We start from the raw sequence: 17,657 nt of genomic DNA, 5'->3' as shown, positions 1-17,657 counted from the left end.
CCATAGCCTTGTAGGTCCGAGCTTGCTCGGATGCTCTCGGCGCAGGATCAAAATCATCCGAGCAAGCTCGGACCTACAAAGCAAAAGCATCCGAGCAAGCTCGGATCTACGCCCCGAAGGAAGCCCCCTTGGGGGACAAATCGTTACGCTTTCTCTTTCGGCGAAAGCAGCAGCGCGACCAGGGTCAACAGCGCCGCCGCCGACAGGTAATAGCCCACGTAGGCCACGCCGTATTTCCCGGCCAGCAGTGTCGCGATGTATGGCGCCAGTGAAGCGCCGAGGATGCCGGCCAGGTTGAAGGCGAGCGAGGAGCCGGTGTAGCGCACCGCGGTCGGGAACATTTCAGCGAGGAAAGCGCCGCAGGGCCCATAGGTCAGGCCGGTGATGACCATGCCCACGATCAGGAACAACAGGACCACGGCATGGCTTCCGGAACTGAAAAGCGGCCCGTAAGCCAGACCGAAGACGATGATCGCCAGGGTCGCCACGATCATCGCCGCGCGTCGCCCGGTCCGATCCGCGTACAGCGCGGACACCGGGATGCCCGCGGCGAAGAACAGCACCGCGACCATCTGCATCAGCAGGAACTGTTCGCGGGTATAGCCCAGCTTCGCGGTCGCCCAGCCCAGGGTGAACACGGTCATCAGGTAGAACAGGACGAAGGTGGCGACCAGTGCGAAGGTCCCCGCCAGCAATGCGCGCGGATGATCGCGCAGTACCGACAGCATCGGCAGGCGCACGCGCTCGCCCCGGTCCAGCGTCTTCTGGAAATCAGGCGTCTCGGCGATGCGCAGGCGCACCCACAGGCCGACGAACACCAGCGCGGCGCTGGCCAGGAACGGGATGCGCCAGCCCCAGGCCAGGAACTGCGCGTCGTCCATGACCTCGGTCAGCAGCAGGAAGATGCCGGTGGAGCAGAGGAAGCCGATCGGTGCGCCCAGCTGCGGAAACATGCCGTACCAGGCGCGTTTTCCCGGTGGCGCGTTTTCCGTCGCCAGCAACACCGCGCCGCCCCATTCCCCACCCAGGCCCAGGCCCTGGCCGAAACGGCACAAGGCCAGCAGCAATGGCGCGAGCACGCCGATGCTGTCGTAGGTCGGCAACAGGCCGATGGCGATCGTGGACAAGCCCATGGTCAACAACGCCGCCACCAGCGTCGCCTTGCGGCCGATGCGATCGCCGAAATGCCCGAACAGCGCCGAGCCCACCGGGCGCGCGAAGAAAGCCAACGCGAACGTGGCCAACGACTGCAGCGTCGCGGTGGCGGGATCGCTTTCCGGGAAGAACAGCATCGGGAAAACGATCACCGACGCCGTGGCGTAGATGTAGAAATCGAAGAACTCGATGGTGGTGCCGATCAGGCTGGCGAACAGGACCCGGCGCGGGGAGTTGGCAGGAAGGGCGGCAGTGGTCATTGGCGATGATCAGGCGGAGACCGTCGGATTCTGGCAGATCAGAGCGCCGTGTAGGAGCGGCCCTTGGCCGCGATGCTCTTCCTCCCGTCGCGCAAAAGCATCGCGGCCAAGGGCCGCTCCTACAGTTTGAATCAGCTTTCCAGGTTGATCCAGGTCGCCTTCATCTCGGTGTACTTGTCGAAGGCATGCAGCGACTTGTCGCGGCCGTTGCCGGACTGCTTGTAGCCGCCGAACGGCGCGGTCATGTCGCCGCCGTCCCAGTAGTTCACCCACACGCTGCCGGCGCGCAGCTTGCGCGCGACGCGATGGGCGCGGCTGATATCGCGGGTCCATACGCCGGCGGCCAGGCCGTACTCGGTGTCGTTGGCCATGCGCAGCGCCTGCTCTTCGTTGTCGAAGGCGATCACCGACAGCACCGGGCCGAAGATTTCCTCGCGCGAGATGGTGTGCTCGGGCGAAACCTCGTCGAACACGGTCGGTTCGATATAGCTGCCGCCGGGCACGGTGTCGGCGCGCTTGCCGCCCAGCACCAGCTTCGCGCCCTCGGCGACGCCTTTTTCGATGTAGCCGAGCACGCGCCCGGTCTGCGTCTCGTCGACCATCGCGCCCATCGGCGCGCCGGGTTCGAACGGATGGCGCGGCTGCATCTTCCTTCCGGCCTCGACCACACGGGCGACGAATTCGTCCTTGATCGAACGCTCCACCAGCAACCGCGACGCGGCGGTGCAGACCTCGCCCTGGTTGTAGAAGATGCCGCTGGCCGCCGCCTCGGCCGCCTTGTCCAGGTCGTGCGCGTCGGCGAACACCAGGTTGGGACTCTTGCCGCCGCACTCCATGTAGGCGCGCTTGAGATTGGAGCGCCCCGCGCATTGCAGCAGTTGCTTGCCGACCGCGGTGGAACCGGTGAACACCAGCCCGTCCACATCCATGTGCAATGCCAGCGGCTCGCCCGCCTCCCTGCCGAATCCGGGAACGACGTTGAACACGCCCGCGGGAAGGCCGGCTTCCATCGCGATTTCCGCCAGCCGGATCGCAGTGAGCGGCGATTTCTCCGAAGGCTTCAGCACCACCGAATTGCCCATGGCCAGCGCCGGCGCCAGTTTCCACGTCGCCATCAGCAGCGGGAAATTCCACGGCACGATCGCCCCGACCACGCCCAGCGGCTCGCGCGTGACCAGCCCCAGTTCGCCCGGACCGGTCGCCGCGACCTCGCCATAGACCTTGTCCAGCGCCTCGCCGGTCCAGGCCATGCAGCGGATCGTCGCGGCGACATCGACCTGGCGCGCGTCGGTCACCGGCTTGCCCATGTCCAGCGATTCGAGCAGCGCGAGCTCGTCTCCGTATTGCTCGATCAACTGCGCGAACTTGAGCAGCACTTTCTTGCGATAGGTCGGCTTCGCTTCCGACCACGCCCCCGAGTCGAAACTGCGCCTTGCGGCGATCACCGCCCGCTCTATGTCCTCGGCCGCGCACTCGGCCACGCGACCCAGCGAACGTCCGTCGATCGGACTGATGCAATCAAAGGCCTTGCCCGACGCGGCATCGACGTACTTTCCATCGATGAAAGCCTGGGTGCGGATCTTCAAACCATCGGCAAGAGCCTGCCAGCTGTCACGGGTGCGGGGTGCGTTCATGGGGGATGCCTCGAATGAAATGCCGACAAAAGTAAGTTACACGAACAAGTGCAAGAACGCTGTGGCTGTTGCTGTTGCCAAGAATCCCGTGAGGCGCGGCAAGCGGGCCGGGTAAAACCCCGTAGGGGCGGCGCACATGGATGTGCGCCGTTTCCGTAGACACAGGATGTGTCTTACGGTTGTCCCGGCCCGCTTGCGAACCCAACGGCTTCATCGCCGGGCGCGCCGCAGGGTGTGTTTCTTTGGTTACTTGACCAGCCATTCGGCTGTTGTGGAGCGCTTCTTTGCACAAGCAAAGAAAGTGACTCGCGCATCGCGCGAAACGCTTTATGCCTAGACAAGAGCGAAGAGCGAAGAGCGATCCCCGCCTTCGCGGGGATGACGAACCTAGAAAGTCGCCGGCGTATTCGCACTGAAGATCACCGCCTCCACCTCACCGGTATTGCGGAACCGGTGCGGCACCCTGCTCTCGAAATAATAGGCCTCGCCCGCACGCAGCACCCGCACCTGGTCGCCCACCGTCACTTCGACCTCGCCTTCCACCACCACCCCGCCTTCCTCGCCTTCGTGCAACAACATGCTGGCGCCAGTGTCGGTGCCCGGCGGCATCACCTCGCGCAGGATGCACATCTGCCGTTGCGGGCGGTGCTGGCCGACCAGGAAATAATGGACCCCGTTGCTGCCCACGTCCGGCAGTTCGTCGGCGCTGTAGAACGGGCTGTCGGGCAGGCCGATGTCCAGATCCAGGGTGAAGAAGTCGGCGAGCGAGATCGGGATGCCGTCCAGCACCTTCTTTAGCGAACTCACCGACGGGCTGACCTTGTTCTGTTCGATCAGGGAGATGGTGCTGTTGGTCACGCCGACCCGCTTGGCCAGCTCGCGCTGGCTGAGATCCTTGGATTTGCGAACCAGCTGCAGGCGCGCGCCGATGTCCATCCCCGCCCTTTCATGCTTGAACCAATGTTGCTGGATACTTTACATGGCGTAAGGATACGGTCAATTTCCAGTCGAATATCGGGCCAGTTGTAAAGTTTTTTCAACGCGATAAGCTGCGCGAACCTTTCCCCCGGCACCCCACGGAGCCCGTCCGATGAGCGCAGATTCCTCCCCCGGCAATGCCGTCCTGGCCGAACACGCTTTCGCCGAGCACTACGCCAGCCAGGCGACCCGAGCACCCGCGTCCATGGACGCCTTCTGGATGCCGTTCACCGCCAACAAGCAGTTCAAGGCCGCGCCACGCCTGTTGGCCAGCGCTTCGGGCATGTACTACAAGTCCGTGGACGGACGCGAGATCCTCGATGCCACCGCCGGGCTGTGGTGCTGCAACGCGGGCCATTCGCGGCCGCGGATCGTCGAAGCGGTCAAGACCCAGATCGAGACCCTGGATTTCGCCCCCAACTTCTCCATGAGTTCGCCGCTGCCGTTCGTGCTGGCCGAACGCCTGGCCGAACTGGCGCCGGGCAACCTCAACCACGTCTTCTATACCAACTCCGGCTCCGAGTCGGTGGACAGCGCGCTGAAGATGGCCATCGCCTACCACCGCGCACGCGGCGAGGGCCAGCGCACGCGCCTAATCGGTCGCGAGAAGGCTTATCACGGCGTCGGTTTCGGCGGCATCTCGGTCGGCGGCCTGCCCAACAACCGCAAGTGGTTCGGCCCCGGCCTGCCTGGCGTGGACCACCTGCGCCACACCCTGGACCTGGGCCGCAATGCGTTTTCCAAAGGCTTGCCGGAATACGGCATCGAACTGGCCGAGGACCTGGAACGCATGGTTGCGTTGCATGATGCTTCCACCATCGCTGCGGTCATCATCGAACCGATCTCCGGCTCGGCCGGCGTGGTGATCCCGCCCGACGGCTACCTCAAGCGCATCCGCGAACTCTGCACCAAACACGGCATCCTGCTGATCTTCGACGAAGTGATCACCGGCTTCGGCCGCGTCGGCAACGCTTTCGCCGCGCAACGCTTCGGCGTGCAGCCGGACATGATCACCGCCGCCAAGGGCCTGACCAACGGCTGCGTGCCGATGGGCGCGGTGCTGGTTTCCGACGACATCCACGATGCCTTCATGCAGGGTCCGGACAACGCCATCGACCTGTTCCATGGCTACACCTATTCCGGCCACCCGCTGGCCTGCGCCGCGGCGATCGCGACCCTGGACACCTATGCCGAGGAAAACCTGTTCGACAAGGCGATCGAACTGGGCGACTACTGGCAGGAAGCCATCCATTCGCTCAAGGGCCTGCCCAACGTCGTCGACATCCGCAACTACGGCCTGATCGGCGCCATCGAACTGGCCCCGCGCCCGGACGCGCCCGGCACCCGCGGCTACGACGTGTTCACCCGCGCCTTCAACCACGGCAACCTGCTGACCCGCCTCACCGGCGACGTGCTGGCCCTGTCGCCGCCGCTGATCGTGGAGAAGCCGCACATCGACCGGATCTTCGAAGTGCTGGCGGACACCCTGCGCGCGACGGCGTAAATTATCGGACAGTCCGCCCAGCGCTCCCCACGCGCATGCCCTTACCGCAACTGGAGAGAAAAATGCTGATCGGCGTCCCCAAGGAAATCAAGAACAACGAGTACCGCATCGGCCTGACCCCGGCCGGTGCCCGCGAGCTGGTCACCAATGGCCATAGCGTCCTGGTCCAGCACGATGGCGGCAAGGGCATCGGCCTGGTCGACGAGATGTATGTGCGCGCCGGTGCGCAGATCGTCGATAGCGCGGCGGAACTATTCCAGCGCGCCGACATGATCATCAAGGTCAAGGAACCGCAGCCGGTGGAATGCGCGATGCTGCGCCCCGGCCAGGTGCTCTATACCTACCTGCACCTCGCGCCCGATCCCGAGCAGACCAAGGCGTTGGTGGCCTCCGGCGCGACCTGCATCGCCTACGAAACCGTCACCGACCGCAAGGGCGGCCTGCCGCTGCTGGCGCCGATGAGCGAAGTGGCCGGGCGCATGTCGATCCAGGCCGGCGCGCATGCGCTGGAAAAGGCGCAGGGCGGTTCCGGCATGTTGCTCGGCGGCGTACCCGGGGTGAAGCCGGCGGAAGTGTTGGTGATCGGCGGCGGCGTGGTCGGCATCAATGCCGCGCGCATCGCCATGGGCATGAGCGCCCGCGTGACCGTCGTGGATCGTTCATTGGACCGGCTGAAATACCTGGACGAGTTGTACGGCGATCGCCTGACCACGATCTATTCCACCCACGACGCGATCGAGGAGCGTCTGCCCGAAACCGACCTGGTGATCGGCGCGGTGCTGATCCCCGGCGCCGCCGCGCCCAAGCTGATCGCGCGCTCGCAATTGAAGCTGATGCGCGCCGGATCGGTGCTGGTGGACGTGGCCATCGACCAGGGCGGCTGCTTCGAAACCAGCAAGGCGACCACCCACCAGGATCCGACCTACGAAGTGGACGGCATCATCCACTACTGCGTCGCCAACATGCCCGGCGGCGTGGCCCGCACCTCGACCTTCGCCTTGACCAACGCCACCCTGCCCTTCGCCGTGCAACTCGCGAACAAGGGCGCCCGGCAAGCGCTGCTGGACGACGAGCATCTGCTCAACGGCTTGAACGTGCACGACGGCAAGGTCACCTACAAGGCTGTCGCCGACGTGCTGGGCTACGAATACGTGCCTGCGGCGAAAGCGCTGGGCTGATCCGCCTGATCGCGTAGCGGTTGTTGTGGGAGCGACGTCAGTCGCGATGCGACTCAATCGGTAAAGCCTTCGCGACTGACGTCGCTCCCACAACGCCCAAGGCGCTTCCTGTCCTCGGTCGCCTGATCCGGTAAAAAAGCGCCAGCGCCGGCGCTTTTTGCGACGCCCTCCACGAAAAAACTTCAGCGTCGAAGCTTTTACCGTCATTGCTGACGAAAAAAGCGTCACCCGCGACCCTTTGAGCGCCTCTGCCGACGCTGAAACGTCAGCGGAGAGGGGTATCGACGTTGCTTTCAATGTGGAAAACGTCGGCGACGATGAAAAAGCGCCATCGATGAGGCCTTTCACCTCGACGATGACGTTAAAAGCGTCGGCGGAAGCGCTTGGGGGGCGGCGCAGACGCTGAAAGCATCGCAGGAGCGGGCTCGCAGCTGCCGTGGGCGGGCGCAGCCCGGGTAAGGCCAACGGCCGCACCCGCGGCTCCTGGAGTTCCGAGGGTGCAAAGCGCCCCGGGTGCGCTGCGCTTACCCGGGCTATGCTGGCTGACGATCAACCCGGCTGCGCAATCGCTTCCACATCGCCCCCGAGAAGCCGCAAGTTCAGTCCGTCGCGTTCGGAAAGCATTTCCTCCAGGACGACTTCAAGGTCATCCGCGTCGATTTGACCAGGATGCCTTGCACTGATGGATTGCTGCGCAAGACGGCGTGCAACTTCCTTAATGAAGGCCGCGCTCACTCCCTCGGTACGCTCGATCAGCTTCTCATGCTCCTTCGGCTGGATGGCCAAGGAACCACCGTAAAGATGCAGCAGGCGTCCTCGGCAGACAGCATCCGGAACCGGCACTTCGATGGCGTGGTCGATGCGGCCTGGGCGCTGGATCAAGGCGGTTTCCAGCGTCCGTGGCCGGTTTGTGGTCATGACGACAAAGATATCGGCGTCGGACCTCAGGCCGTCCATCTCGTTCAAGAGACGGTTAAGCATCACCTCGTCGCAAGCCGAATTCATGTCTTCGCGTTGACGTGCGATCAGGTCGGCATCTTCGATCACGATGATCGATGGCGCGAACAACCGGGCCAGCCGAAAATAGACTGCGATCAACCCTATTTGCTCAGCCGTGACGAGGAACGTCGTGTGGTCGTGCAAGCGTTCAGCGAGATAGCGGATGGTGTGGGTCTTGCCCGTACCCGGCGGCCCATACAACAGCACACCTTTGCGTCCGGACTGGCCTAGCGACTTAAGGGCGTCGCGTTCAGCCGCAAACCGGATGATATGCCTATCCAACGCATTCTTCACGACATCCGGCAGGATAAGTTCGTGCTCTGCGACCGGAGTGCGGAAGTGGACAGTCAAGGCATTCGCGGCCGTACCGCGAAAAGTCTCGTTCGCTTCCAGCGAGAGTATCTTGCCGCGATAGCTTCGGCCCTGCGCCACGGCCGCCTCGATCGCCTCAAGCATCGCGACCGTCCTTGCGGCCGCCTCTTCGCCCGGAGGCGCAAGAACCTCTACGCTTAGCTGCAAACTCTCCGAATAGTCGGAACGCAAGTTGACCCAAACCGCTAGCGGCACTTTTTCGTCATTGATCAGCGAAAGACAGTTCGTCGCGAGGCGTATCGGCTGCCCCTCACCTATGTCGATGTCCTCGAACTGAAGCGCCCCGACCAGCTTGGCCTGGTCGCGTTCGGAGATCAGAGCAGCCATGTCCGATGCGTCATAGCGATTGCGGCTATGGATTCCCACGCGACGAGCGCCGGTCGTCAGCGAATCCAGCGCGCTCTGCACATCCACGCGCAGGTAAGCGGGAAATTCGCGCCTGACAATAACGAGACTGTCGGCCGGCCACTCGCCAAAGAGTTCGCTCAGGACGTGATGCGCTTTCTGGGCCAGACTGGTCATGGCGGGCGCAGCCTGCTCCGACTGGTCCTCCAGTGCCACACGAAGCTTACGGCAACCATAAGTCGGCGCCAGACGCGCCATCTCATCACGGATGGAATGTGCGATTGCCGACGTCCAAGGCCCCAGCCGGGCGCTTCCACTGCGACTGATTTGCCGCGCCCAACCCTGCGCGTTATCCAGTCCAAACCCGACGCAACGACGCAGCAACTCGACTACGCCCTCAAAAGGAGAGTCGTCATCGTCGTGTACGGTGATGTAGCAGTCATTGGCCCAGCCGGGGGTATCTTTCATTTCGCAGTTTGAAGAATAGTGGGATGCTGATTCTATCCGCGATCCCATGCGGAGGCGGGAAGACGCGGTGCGCGTACGCCTCCGGGTCGAAAGCAGACACCCATTCGCCTCGACGATTAGCTCCTGGTCAACCGCCAGCACCGATGTATCCGCGGATTCCGCTCGAAATCCGGCGGAATGGTCTGCGCCGTGATGTCCTCGCAGCTGGCGAATTCCGCCACCGCTTCCTCGTCCAGCTTGAAGCGGCGGAAGTTGTTGGAGAAGTACAGCACGCCTTCGGTGGTCAGGCGATCCACGCAGGCACGCAGCAGGCGCACGTGCTCGCGTTGCACGTCGAAGTCGTCGGCGCGGGCCGAGTTGGAGAACGTCGGCGGATCGCAGAAGATCACCTCGTAGCGGTTCTTCTCCGCTTCCAGCCAGCGCATCGCGTCGGCCTGGACCAGACGATGCTGGGCACCGGCGAAACCGTTCAAGGCCAGGTTGGCCGCGCACCATTCCAGGTAAGTCCCCGACAGGTCCACGCTGGTGGTGGAATCGGCGCCTGCCACCGCCGCCTGCACGCTGGCCACGCCGGTGTAGCAGAACAGGTTGAGGAAGCGCTTGCCGCGCGACTCGACCGCCATGTGCCGGCGCAGCGGACGATGGTCCAGGAACAGTCCGGTGTCCAGGTAGTCGAACAGGTTGACCTGCAGCAGCGCGCCGCTTTCGCGCACCTGCAGCAGCTCGCCGCGTTGTTCGAAGCGTCCGTACTTGCTGCCGCCCTTGCCGCGCTCGCGCGACTTCATCGCGACCTGCTCGGCCGGGACCGCGAACACTTCGCGCGCGGCGGCCAGCAGTTCGTTGCGGCGGCGGCGCACGTCGGCCTCCGGGATCTCCTCCGGCGCGGCGTACTCCTGCACATGCAGGAACGTGCGCAGGGCGCCGGATTCTTCCTTGTACACGTCGATGGCGGCCGCATATTCCGGTAGGTCCGCGTCGTAGGCGCGGAAGCAGGTCACGCCTTCGCGCGTCGTCCACGACTTGAGCTTGCGCAGGTTCTTGCGCAGGCGGTTGGCGACCATCAGCGCGCCTTCCGACAGTTCGCGCGTCACCGCGCTTTCCTGCTTGGGCGGGCCTACCGGATCGCAGACGATCAGCGCGCACTCGATCGCGCCGTTGAAGATCTGGTACTTCTTGCTGGCGCGCAGGCCGGTGGCATAGGCCAGCTCGGGATTGCCGCACAGCAGGCTGGCGCGCCATTGCGGCACCGTGCGCCGCAGCGCGTCGCCGAGCTTGCGGTACAGCGCGTTGTCCGCCGCAAGACGCTCGTCATAGGGTGGATTGCAGACCACCGTGCCGCGCTCGAATGGCGGCGCCTGCAATTCCGCGACATCGCGCACGCTGAAAGCGATCTGGTCGGCCACGCCCGCGACCTCGGCATTCTCTCGTGCGGCACGCACGGCGTGCGGGTCGATGTCGCTGCCGAACATCGCTTCTTTCAGGATCGAACGCCCTGCTTCCTCGCGTTGCTGCGCTTCGGTGACCAGCTCTTTCCAGAGGTCCGTATCGAAACCCAGCCAGCGACTAGGCAGGCTACGCCCGTGGCGCTGCAGTCCGGGGGCCACGTCGGCCGCCATCAACGCGCCTTCGATCAGCAAGGTGCCGCTGCCGCACATCGGATCCAGCAGCGCGCCACCTTCGTGGTAGGTCTTCGGCCAGCCGCCGCGCATCAACACCGCCGCCGCCAGGTTCTCCTTCAACGGCGCATCGTTCTGCACGTTGCGCCAGCCGCGGCGATGCATCGGCCCGCCGCCAAGATCGATGGAGATCATGGCCCTGCCTTTGCGCAACGACAGGTTGATGCGCACGTCGGGGTGATCGACATCCACCGACGGGCGTTCCTGTCCTTGCGCGCGCAACGTATCGACCACCGCGTCCTTGACCCGCTGCGCGGCGTAGCGCGCGTGGGTGATCGCATCGCCGGACACGTGCGCATCCACCGACAAGGTATGGTCGGAACGCATGTGCTGCTGCCACGCAATCGCGGCCACGCCGTCGTACAGGGCCAACTCGTCGGGGCAATCGAATTCTCCGATCGGCCACAGCACCCGGCTGGCCAGGCGCGACCACAACACCGCGCGCTGCGCATCGACCAGTCCGCCTTCGGCATTGGCGCCGGACACGGTGGCGGTGGCCTTGGCCACGCCCAGCGCCAGCAGCTCGTCGACGAGCAGGTATTCCAGGCCTTTGCCGCAGGAAACGAAGAATTTCAAAGGATAAACCTCGATAACAATGAATCGTCGTCCCCGCGCAAGCGGGGACCCAGTGACTTTGCTCCTCGCGCGACCATGAAGCCAAAGTCGCTGGGTTCCCGCCTGCGCGGGAATGACGAGTTTAAGAGTGCAGGCTCTTCAGCAGAGAGGAAAATGCTTCGGCCGAAGCCTGCACATGCGCCGACAACCGATGCGAATCGTTCACCAGCAATAGTCGCGCACGACGCGGATATGCCCAGTCCACCACGGCCTGCGCCGGGATCAGCTCATCGTCCCAACCATGGATGATCGAAGTCGGCACGCGTGCTGCGTCGAGATCGGCCAGGCGTCCCATCGTTATCGGCGGCGCCATCAGGAACAAGCCGGCGATGGGAACCTGCAGCGACACGCGTGCCGAAATATAGGAGCCCAGACTGGAACCGGCCAGCACCAGCGGGCCGCGCTTCGCGGCCGCGGTCGCCAGCGCGAGCAGATGCGCCTGGCGCGCTTCGACATCGCCGAGTTCGCTGATCTCGCGACGCGCATCGAAACCGGTGTAGTCCGGACGCTCGTGGCTCCAGCCCAGGCGCTCGGCGGCTTCGGCCAGCGCGGTGACCTTGGTCGCGTCCGGACCGCTTTCGAAGCCATGCGAGAGGATGCAGTGGCCCACGCCTGTCGAAGACCGGCTCATAGCGCGACCACTTCATCGCCGATGCGCAGGTCGCCACCGGCAACGATGCGTGCGCACAGGCCGCCCATGCCGCGCATGGCGTTGTAGCCGCCGCTGCCCAATGCGGCTTCCATGCGCGAGCACGGATCGCAGGAATCGGTGCCCTCCAGCACCACTTCGCCGACCCGGAAGCGGCGCTGCTTCAATGCGATCAGCGGAATGCCGGACACCACCAGATTACGGCGCAGCAGCGCCGGCACCACTTCGCGGCCTGCCAGCGCGGCAATGGCCGGCAGGTGCTCGGCCTGGATCAGGGTCACGCCGCGCTTGCCGCTACCGCCCTTGTAGCGGTCGCCTTGCAGGCCGCCCTCGGTCGCCGCCCGGGCGGATTCGACCTCGACCATCCATTCGTCGCGGGCCGGACGCAGGCCGATCCATTCGACCTTGCCCACCTGTGGCAGCGTGGCCATCAGCCTGGCCAGTTCGGAATCGGGATTGAGCGGCATCGGCGTGTCCGGGCGGAGGTGATGTCCGCGATGGAGGCCAGTTTACTTGACCCCGCCGGCTGCAGCCGACCGGCCGGATGGGCGGCGGGTGGGTGCTAGCATTCCAGCCATGCCTTCCGCCCCGACCGTGACCCTGTCGCCCCTGCCCTATGAGCGCTTGCTGGAAGAACGCCCACGCGGCGATATCGACCTGGCGGTGATCCACTGCACCGAATTGCCCGACCTGCAGACTGCACGCAGGTTCGGCGAAGAAGTGCGCTACGACTCCGGCACCGGCAACAGCGGCCACTACTACATCGACCGCGACGGCAGCGTGCACCGGTACGTGGGCGTGGAACGCATCGCCCACCATGTGCGCGGCTACAACCCGCGTTCGGTCGGCATCGAACTGGTCAACATCGGCCGCTATCCGGACTGGCTGGCGGCGGACAAGCAGTCGATGCAGGAGGCCTATACGGAGGCGCAGATCGTGGCTTTGCTCGGCCTGCTGGAATCGCTGCAACGCGAACTGCCTGCGTTGCGATTCATCGCCGGCCACGAGGATCTGGACACCACCGAAGTCGCGGCCAGCGACGACGAAGGCGTGCTGGTGCATCGAAAACTCGATCCCGGGCCGTTGTTCCCCTGGGATCGGGTGATGCAATCGACCTCCCTGCAGCGCCTGACCCCGTAGGAGCGCCCCTTGGGCGCGATGCCTTTCGGCCAGATCGCGCAGGAGCATCGCGGGCAAGGCCCGCTCCTACGAAGCAAGTGTAGGAGCGCCCCTTGGGCGCGATACCTTTCGGCCAGATCGCTCAGGAGCATCGCGGGCAAGGCCCGCTCCTACGGAAGCAAGTGTAGGAGCGCCCCTTGGGCGCGATGCCTTTCGGCCTGATCGCGCAGGAGCATCGCGGGCAAGGCCCGCTCCTACGGAAGCAAGAGTAGGAGCGCCCCTTGGGCGCGATGCCTTTCGGCCTGATCGCGCAGGAGCATCGCGGGCAAGGCCCGCTCCTACGGAAGCAAGTGTAGGAGCGCCCCTTGGGCGCGATGCCTTTCGGCCTGATCGCGCAGGAGCATCGCGGACAAGGCCCGCTCCTACGGGCCGGTATAATTCCTGGACATCGCACCGCACAGGCGCCGCCCCTTGTCTTCCACACCCGAACCCGTCGTTTCCGAACTGATCGAGCTGCTCTCGCTGGAGCGGCTGGAGGACAACCTGTTCCGTGGCCAGAGCCGCGACATCGGCACCAAGTACGTGTTCGGCGGCCAGGTCCTGGGCCAGGCGCTGTCGGCGGCGCAGGCCACCGTGGATGGCGGCCGCATGGCCCATTCGCTGCATGCCTATTTCCTGCGCGCCGGCGACATCGAGCACCCGATCGTCTACGACGTGGACCGGACCCGCGATGGCGGCAGCTTCTCGGTGCGGCGGGTGACCGCGATCCAGCACGGCAAGGTCATCTTCTTCTGCGCCGCCTCGTTCCAGGAGCACGAAGCCGGCGTCGAGCACCAGCTGTCGATGCCGGAAGTGCCGCGCCCCGAGGACATCGAACCGGCGCCGGCGGTACCGGCCGAAGTCATGGCCACGCTGCCGCCGAAGGTGCAACGCTGGCTGTCGCGGCGCGGACCGTTCGAATTCCGCCACGTCTATCCACGCGACGAACTCAATCCGCCCAAGCGCCCTCCTTTCCAGCAGGTCTGGTTCCGCCTGACCGAGCCGGTCGGCGACGCGCCGGAGCTGCACCATGCATTGCTCGCCTACGCCTCGGACTTCCAGTTGCTGGGCACCGCCAACTATCCGCACGGCATCAGCTACTACCAGCCGAATGTGCAGATGGCGTCGCTGGACCATGCGCTGTGGTTCCATCGCCCGTTCCGCGCCGACGACTGGCTGCTGTATTCCATCGATAGTCCCAGCGCGCAGAACTCGCGCGGACTTGCGCGCGGGCAGATCTTCACCCGCGACGGCAAGCTGGTGGCCAGCACCGCGCAGGAAGGACTCATCCGCGTGGTTCCCGACGGTGAAACCGCCGCCCTGGTCCCGGCGAAGGAATAGGCCATGCGCCAGGTATTCACCAGTTTGCGCATCGAGACCGTGGAAGGCGTGGCCGCGTTGCTGAAGGAAGCCGGCATCGAGGTCTACCTGGCCAATGGCCGCTCCTATCACAGCAAGCGCGGCGGCCAGTTCAGCTATGCCGAACCGATGAAGCTCAAGCAACAACCCAGCGTCTGGGTGACCCGTGCCGAAGACCAGCCGCGCGCACGCGAAATCCTGCGCCAGGCCGGATTGCTGGCCAGCACCCGACCCGGCCAGGGCAGTCCGCTGGTGTTCTCCGGTACCGAGCTGCCGGAAGAGCCAAAGAAGCGCTCGCTGGCCTGGCGCATCCGGGTCGGTTTGCTGGTCGCGATCGCCATTGCCGCGCTGATCACGGTGAGCCGTCATCGCGCGCCACCGCAAGCACCTCCCGCACAAGCTCCCACGCCCGCAGCCGAACAGCCGCCGGCACAGGAAGAAGAAGCCATCCGCGTGCGGATCACGCCTCCCGCGGCCGATCCACCTCCGAAACCGTGAAGCCGCACCTGTGGGATCTGTGGGAGCGGCGTAAGCCGCGAGCTTTTGCTCCTGCCATGGTGCTGATGAAAGCAAGAGCTCGCGGCTTACGCCGCTTCCACAAGTCAGGCCGGTCACATTCGCGGCGCGGATACGTCCTTGCAACATTGATCGCCCAGCAAGGCCTACCCGATGAATGCCGAAACCCTTGAACTGATGCTGCAGACCGAGTTGCCGGCCGCCGCCCGTGGCGACCACGGCGCCTACGGCCGCATCGTCGCCGCCTGCCAGAACACGGTCACCGCCATCGCCCTGGCCATCACCCGCGACGTGGCCGCCAGCGAGGACATCGCCCAGGAAGCCTTCCTCAAGGCCTGGCAACAATTGGACCGGCTGAAGAATGCGGCCAGCTTCCTGCCCTGGCTGCGGCAGATCACCCGCAACCTGGCCCGCGACCACCTGCGTGCGAACCGCAACCGGCCGTTGTCGGGCGGAGGCGCCGAGGTGGCGATCCAGATGGCCGCCGATCCTTCACCCACGCCCGGTGAACGCCTGTTGCAGACGGAAGAGGAAATCGTGGCGACCGAGATCATCTCGGCACTGCCCGAGGAGAGTCGCGAAACCCTGCTGCTCTATTACCGCGAGGGACAGAGTTCGCAACAGGTAGCGAGCCTGCTCGGATTGAGCGACGCAGCCGTGCGCAAGCGCCTGTCGCGCGCGCGTGGCACGGTGCGCGAGGAAATGCTGAAACGTTTCGGAGAGTTCGCGCGCACCACGGCGCCGGGTGCGGCCTTCGCGCTGACCGTGAGCAGCGCATTGATGGTGGCTGCGCCAGGCGCCAGTGCCGCTGCGTTGCTGGGCGCCGGCGCGGTGGGTTCGGGCGCGGGCAAGCTCGGCGCTGGTGGATTGGGGGCCTCGGCCGTCAACGGCGGGGTGACGTTCGGCGCACTGGGAGCGGTGTTCGGCGGCCAGTTGCACATCGTCGGACCCGCGCTGGTCGGCGGCATGCTGGGTGCCTACCTGGGCGGCTTGTGCCTGCTGCGGTTCGCCGAAACAGCGGACGAACGCAGACGGATCAAGGGTTTCGTTTTCATGAATCCCGCCACCGCCGCGCTCTTCAGCCTGGGCGTGCTGGTACTGGTCGCCGTCACCCGCCAACCGCTGCCGCTCCTGCTGTATACGCTGGCCGGCATGGCGGTCATCAACTACCAGTGCCTGGTGCCGCTGCAACGGATCATGACGCCATTGCTGGCACGCGACGCCGAACGGAAGGGTCGCTCCGGCAAACACTGGCTTTACGAAAGCATGTATGGCCGCACCGGCGTGATCATCGCCAATGCCTTCGTGGTTTTGGCGCTGGGCTGGGCGTTCCTGCGGTGACCGCTTCCCCGTAGGAGCGCCCATGGGCGCGAGCTTTTGATCTTCTCGCGATCGGAACGAAAAGCTCGCGCCCAAGGGGCGCTCCTACGGGGGAGCCACAAAAAACCCATGCCTTCACAGGCATGGGTCGGGATCGCAAGGCAACTGGTTTCAGTTAGCCGGCTTTTCCGCCGGCATCGGTCCGCGCGGACCGCGATGCTCCATCCGATGCGCGCGCGACGCATCCACTTCGGCACGGCTGAGCTTGCCGTCCTTGTCGGCATCGGCCTTGGCGAACCATTCGTCGGTGCGCTGCTTGGCACGGGCCTCATGGTCGGCGCGATCGATGAAGCCATCCTTGTTGACGTCCATCTTGTCGAAATGCGAAGCCAGCTTGCCTTCGCCAGCGGCCGATTCGGCGCGGCTGATACGACCGTCCTTGTCGGTGTCCAACCTGGTCATCATTCCATGCTGGCCATGGCCGTTCTTGCCGAAGCCGCGACCGTGGCGGCGCGGCATTTCCTCTTTCGCCAGCTTGCCGTCCTTGTTCTTGTCCAGTTCATCGAATTTTCCGGCCAGGCGCGGATGCTGGGCCGCTTCGCTGCGGTCGATGACGCCATCGCCATTGGCGTCGAGCCTGGCGCGCGGCGCGTGCGGGGAATCGCTTGCGGGCGCGGTCGCGGCGAAGGCGGTGCCGGCGGACAGCGCGGTGAGTACGGCGAGCATAAGCAGGGTCTTGCGGGTCATGTGGATCTCCGGGAGGCGTGGCGCGTTTCCGCCACTGCCACGGTTAACGCCCCTACCCCGGAGGCGTTGACGGCGACCCATGCGCATTCATTCGGCAGACAGTCGCAACCCACGCGATACGTCCCCCGCAGTATGCTGACCGCATGAACCAGGCCTTCGCCCGCGCCGTTTCCATTTTCGGTCACCCGATGCTGGTGCTGCCGCTGGCGGCACTGGCCGTGGCCATTTCGCGAGGGCAAGGCTGGGCGGCGGCATGGATGGCTTTGGGCTTCGCCCTGTTCGCGGCCGTGGTCATGGCGTATTCGTGGTGGCAGGTGCGTCGCGGCCGCTGGGCGCATGTGGATGCCAGCAACAAGGGCGAGCGCAGATCGCTCAACCGTTTCCTGGTGGTGGCGCTGGTCGTGGCGGCGATCCTTGCGATGCGCTACGGCCATAATCGCGAACTCGCACTCGGGCTCGGGCTGTCGGCGGCGATGATCGCGCTGGCGATGCTGACCGCGCGCTGGTGGAAGCTGTCGCTGCACATGGCCTTCGTAGTCTTCGCCGCCACCCTGCTGTGGAGCGTGGCGTGGTGGGCGGGGCTGGCGGGTTTCGCCTGCGCCGCGGCGGTCGCCTGGTCGCGGCTGCAATTGCAACGCCACGTGCCCCGCGACCTGCTGGCCGGCGCAGTCACCGGACTGCTGGCCGGCATCGCTTTCCTGCTGGCGTCCGGGATGGCTTGAGC

At 65.2% G+C, this 17,657-nt stretch carries 15 protein-coding genes; 7 read left to right on the top strand and 8 right to left on the bottom strand.

What is annotated here, in order from left to right; all coding sequences use genetic code 11:
• Nucleotides 1-143: 143 nt before the first annotated feature.
• The 3 genes from CSC74_RS00365 to CSC74_RS00355 all read right to left on the bottom strand — a co-directional run bounded on the left by CSC74_RS00365 (nt 144) and on the right by CSC74_RS00355 (nt 3,985).
• Complete coding sequence (locus CSC74_RS00365; protein WP_162312459.1) at nt 144-1,415, bottom strand: MFS transporter; 1,272 nt, start codon at nt 1,413-1,415, stop codon at nt 144-146.
• Between the two features lie 131 nt (nt 1,416-1,546).
• The gene (locus CSC74_RS00360) at nt 1,547-3,049 is read right to left on the bottom strand and encodes an aldehyde dehydrogenase (protein ID WP_162312458.1); all 1,503 of its coding nucleotides are present in this window, start codon (nt 3,047-3,049) and stop codon (nt 1,547-1,549) included.
• A 387-nt stretch (nt 3,050-3,436) separates the two neighbouring features.
• Nucleotides 3,437-3,985, bottom strand: coding sequence for a cupin domain-containing protein (locus CSC74_RS00355; RefSeq protein WP_162312457.1), 549 nt, complete (start codon nt 3,983-3,985; stop codon nt 3,437-3,439).
• 247 nt (nt 3,986-4,232) lie between these two features.
• Here CSC74_RS00355 and aptA point away from each other — a divergent pair, with 247 nt between their 5' ends.
• Together aptA and ald are read left to right on the top strand one after the other, a co-directional pair.
• Nucleotides 4,233-5,531, top strand: a complete 1,299-nt coding sequence (aptA, locus tag CSC74_RS00350; RefSeq protein ID WP_246192975.1) for an omega-aminotransferase AptA — start codon at nt 4,233-4,235, stop codon at nt 5,529-5,531.
• A gap of 62 nt (nt 5,532-5,593) precedes the next feature.
• Entirely contained in the window at nt 5,594-6,709 is a 1,116-nt protein-coding gene (ald, locus tag CSC74_RS00345; RefSeq protein WP_162312455.1) for an alanine dehydrogenase, read from the top strand.
• A gap of 549 nt (nt 6,710-7,258) precedes the next feature.
• Here ald and CSC74_RS00340 read toward each other — a convergent pair.
• The 4 genes from CSC74_RS00340 to CSC74_RS00325 form a co-directional block, all read right to left on the bottom strand.
• Entirely contained in the window at nt 7,259-8,893 is a 1,635-nt protein-coding gene (locus CSC74_RS00340; protein ID WP_162312454.1) for an ATP-binding protein, read from the bottom strand.
• A 116-nt stretch (nt 8,894-9,009) separates the two neighbouring features.
• A complete protein-coding gene (rlmKL, locus tag CSC74_RS00335) occupies nt 9,010-11,145 on the bottom strand; it encodes a bifunctional 23S rRNA (guanine(2069)-N(7))-methyltransferase RlmK/23S rRNA (guanine(2445)-N(2))-methyltransferase RlmL (protein ID WP_162312453.1) in 2,136 nt (711 codons plus the stop codon).
• A 121-nt stretch (nt 11,146-11,266) separates the two neighbouring features.
• The gene (locus tag CSC74_RS00330) at nt 11,267-11,815 is read right to left on the bottom strand and encodes an alpha/beta family hydrolase (protein WP_162312452.1); all 549 of its coding nucleotides are present in this window, start codon (nt 11,813-11,815) and stop codon (nt 11,267-11,269) included.
• Entirely contained in the window at nt 11,812-12,300 is a 489-nt protein-coding gene (locus CSC74_RS00325; protein ID WP_162312451.1) for an MOSC domain-containing protein, read from the bottom strand. The genes CSC74_RS00330 and CSC74_RS00325 overlap by 4 nt, the downstream gene beginning before the upstream one ends.
• 109 nt (nt 12,301-12,409) lie before the next feature.
• Between CSC74_RS00325 and CSC74_RS00320 the strand changes: the two genes are divergently transcribed.
• From CSC74_RS00320 to CSC74_RS00305, 4 genes are all read left to right on the top strand, one after another.
• Entirely contained in the window at nt 12,410-12,973 is a 564-nt protein-coding gene (locus CSC74_RS00320) for an N-acetylmuramoyl-L-alanine amidase (RefSeq protein ID WP_162312450.1), read from the top strand.
• 450 nt (nt 12,974-13,423) lie between these two features.
• Nucleotides 13,424-14,332: an acyl-CoA thioesterase II gene (gene tesB / locus CSC74_RS00315; protein WP_162312449.1), complete on the top strand. Its 909-nt coding sequence runs from the start codon at nt 13,424-13,426 to the stop codon at nt 14,330-14,332.
• A 3-nt stretch (nt 14,333-14,335) separates the two neighbouring features.
• Entirely contained in the window at nt 14,336-14,848 is a 513-nt protein-coding gene (locus CSC74_RS00310) for a putative signal transducing protein (protein ID WP_162312448.1), read from the top strand.
• Nucleotides 14,849-15,019: 171 nt separating this feature from the next.
• Complete coding sequence (locus tag CSC74_RS00305; RefSeq protein ID WP_162312447.1) at nt 15,020-16,207, top strand: RNA polymerase sigma factor; 1,188 nt, start codon at nt 15,020-15,022, stop codon at nt 16,205-16,207.
• A gap of 150 nt (nt 16,208-16,357) precedes the next feature.
• Here the strand turns inward: CSC74_RS00305 and CSC74_RS00300 are convergent, their stop codons facing one another.
• Nucleotides 16,358-16,933: an EF-hand domain-containing protein gene (locus tag CSC74_RS00300; RefSeq protein ID WP_162312446.1), complete on the bottom strand. Its 576-nt coding sequence runs from the start codon at nt 16,931-16,933 to the stop codon at nt 16,358-16,360.
• A 143-nt stretch (nt 16,934-17,076) separates the two neighbouring features.
• Between CSC74_RS00300 and CSC74_RS00295 the strand changes: the two genes are divergently transcribed.
• Nucleotides 17,077-17,655 carry a hypothetical protein gene (locus CSC74_RS00295; protein WP_162312445.1) on the top strand — a complete coding sequence of 193 codons (579 nt, stop codon included), beginning with the start codon at nt 17,077-17,079 and terminating at the stop codon, nt 17,653-17,655.
• Nucleotides 17,656-17,657: the final 2 nt, after the last annotated feature.

It is taken from the genome of Pseudoxanthomonas yeongjuensis (assembly GCF_010093345.1).
In the GTDB taxonomy this organism is placed as follows: domain Bacteria; phylum Pseudomonadota; class Gammaproteobacteria; order Xanthomonadales; family Xanthomonadaceae; genus Pseudoxanthomonas_A; species Pseudoxanthomonas_A yeongjuensis.
The sequence above is the reverse complement of the archived record's forward strand: the minus strand, read 5'-3'. Positions and strand labels throughout refer to the sequence as shown.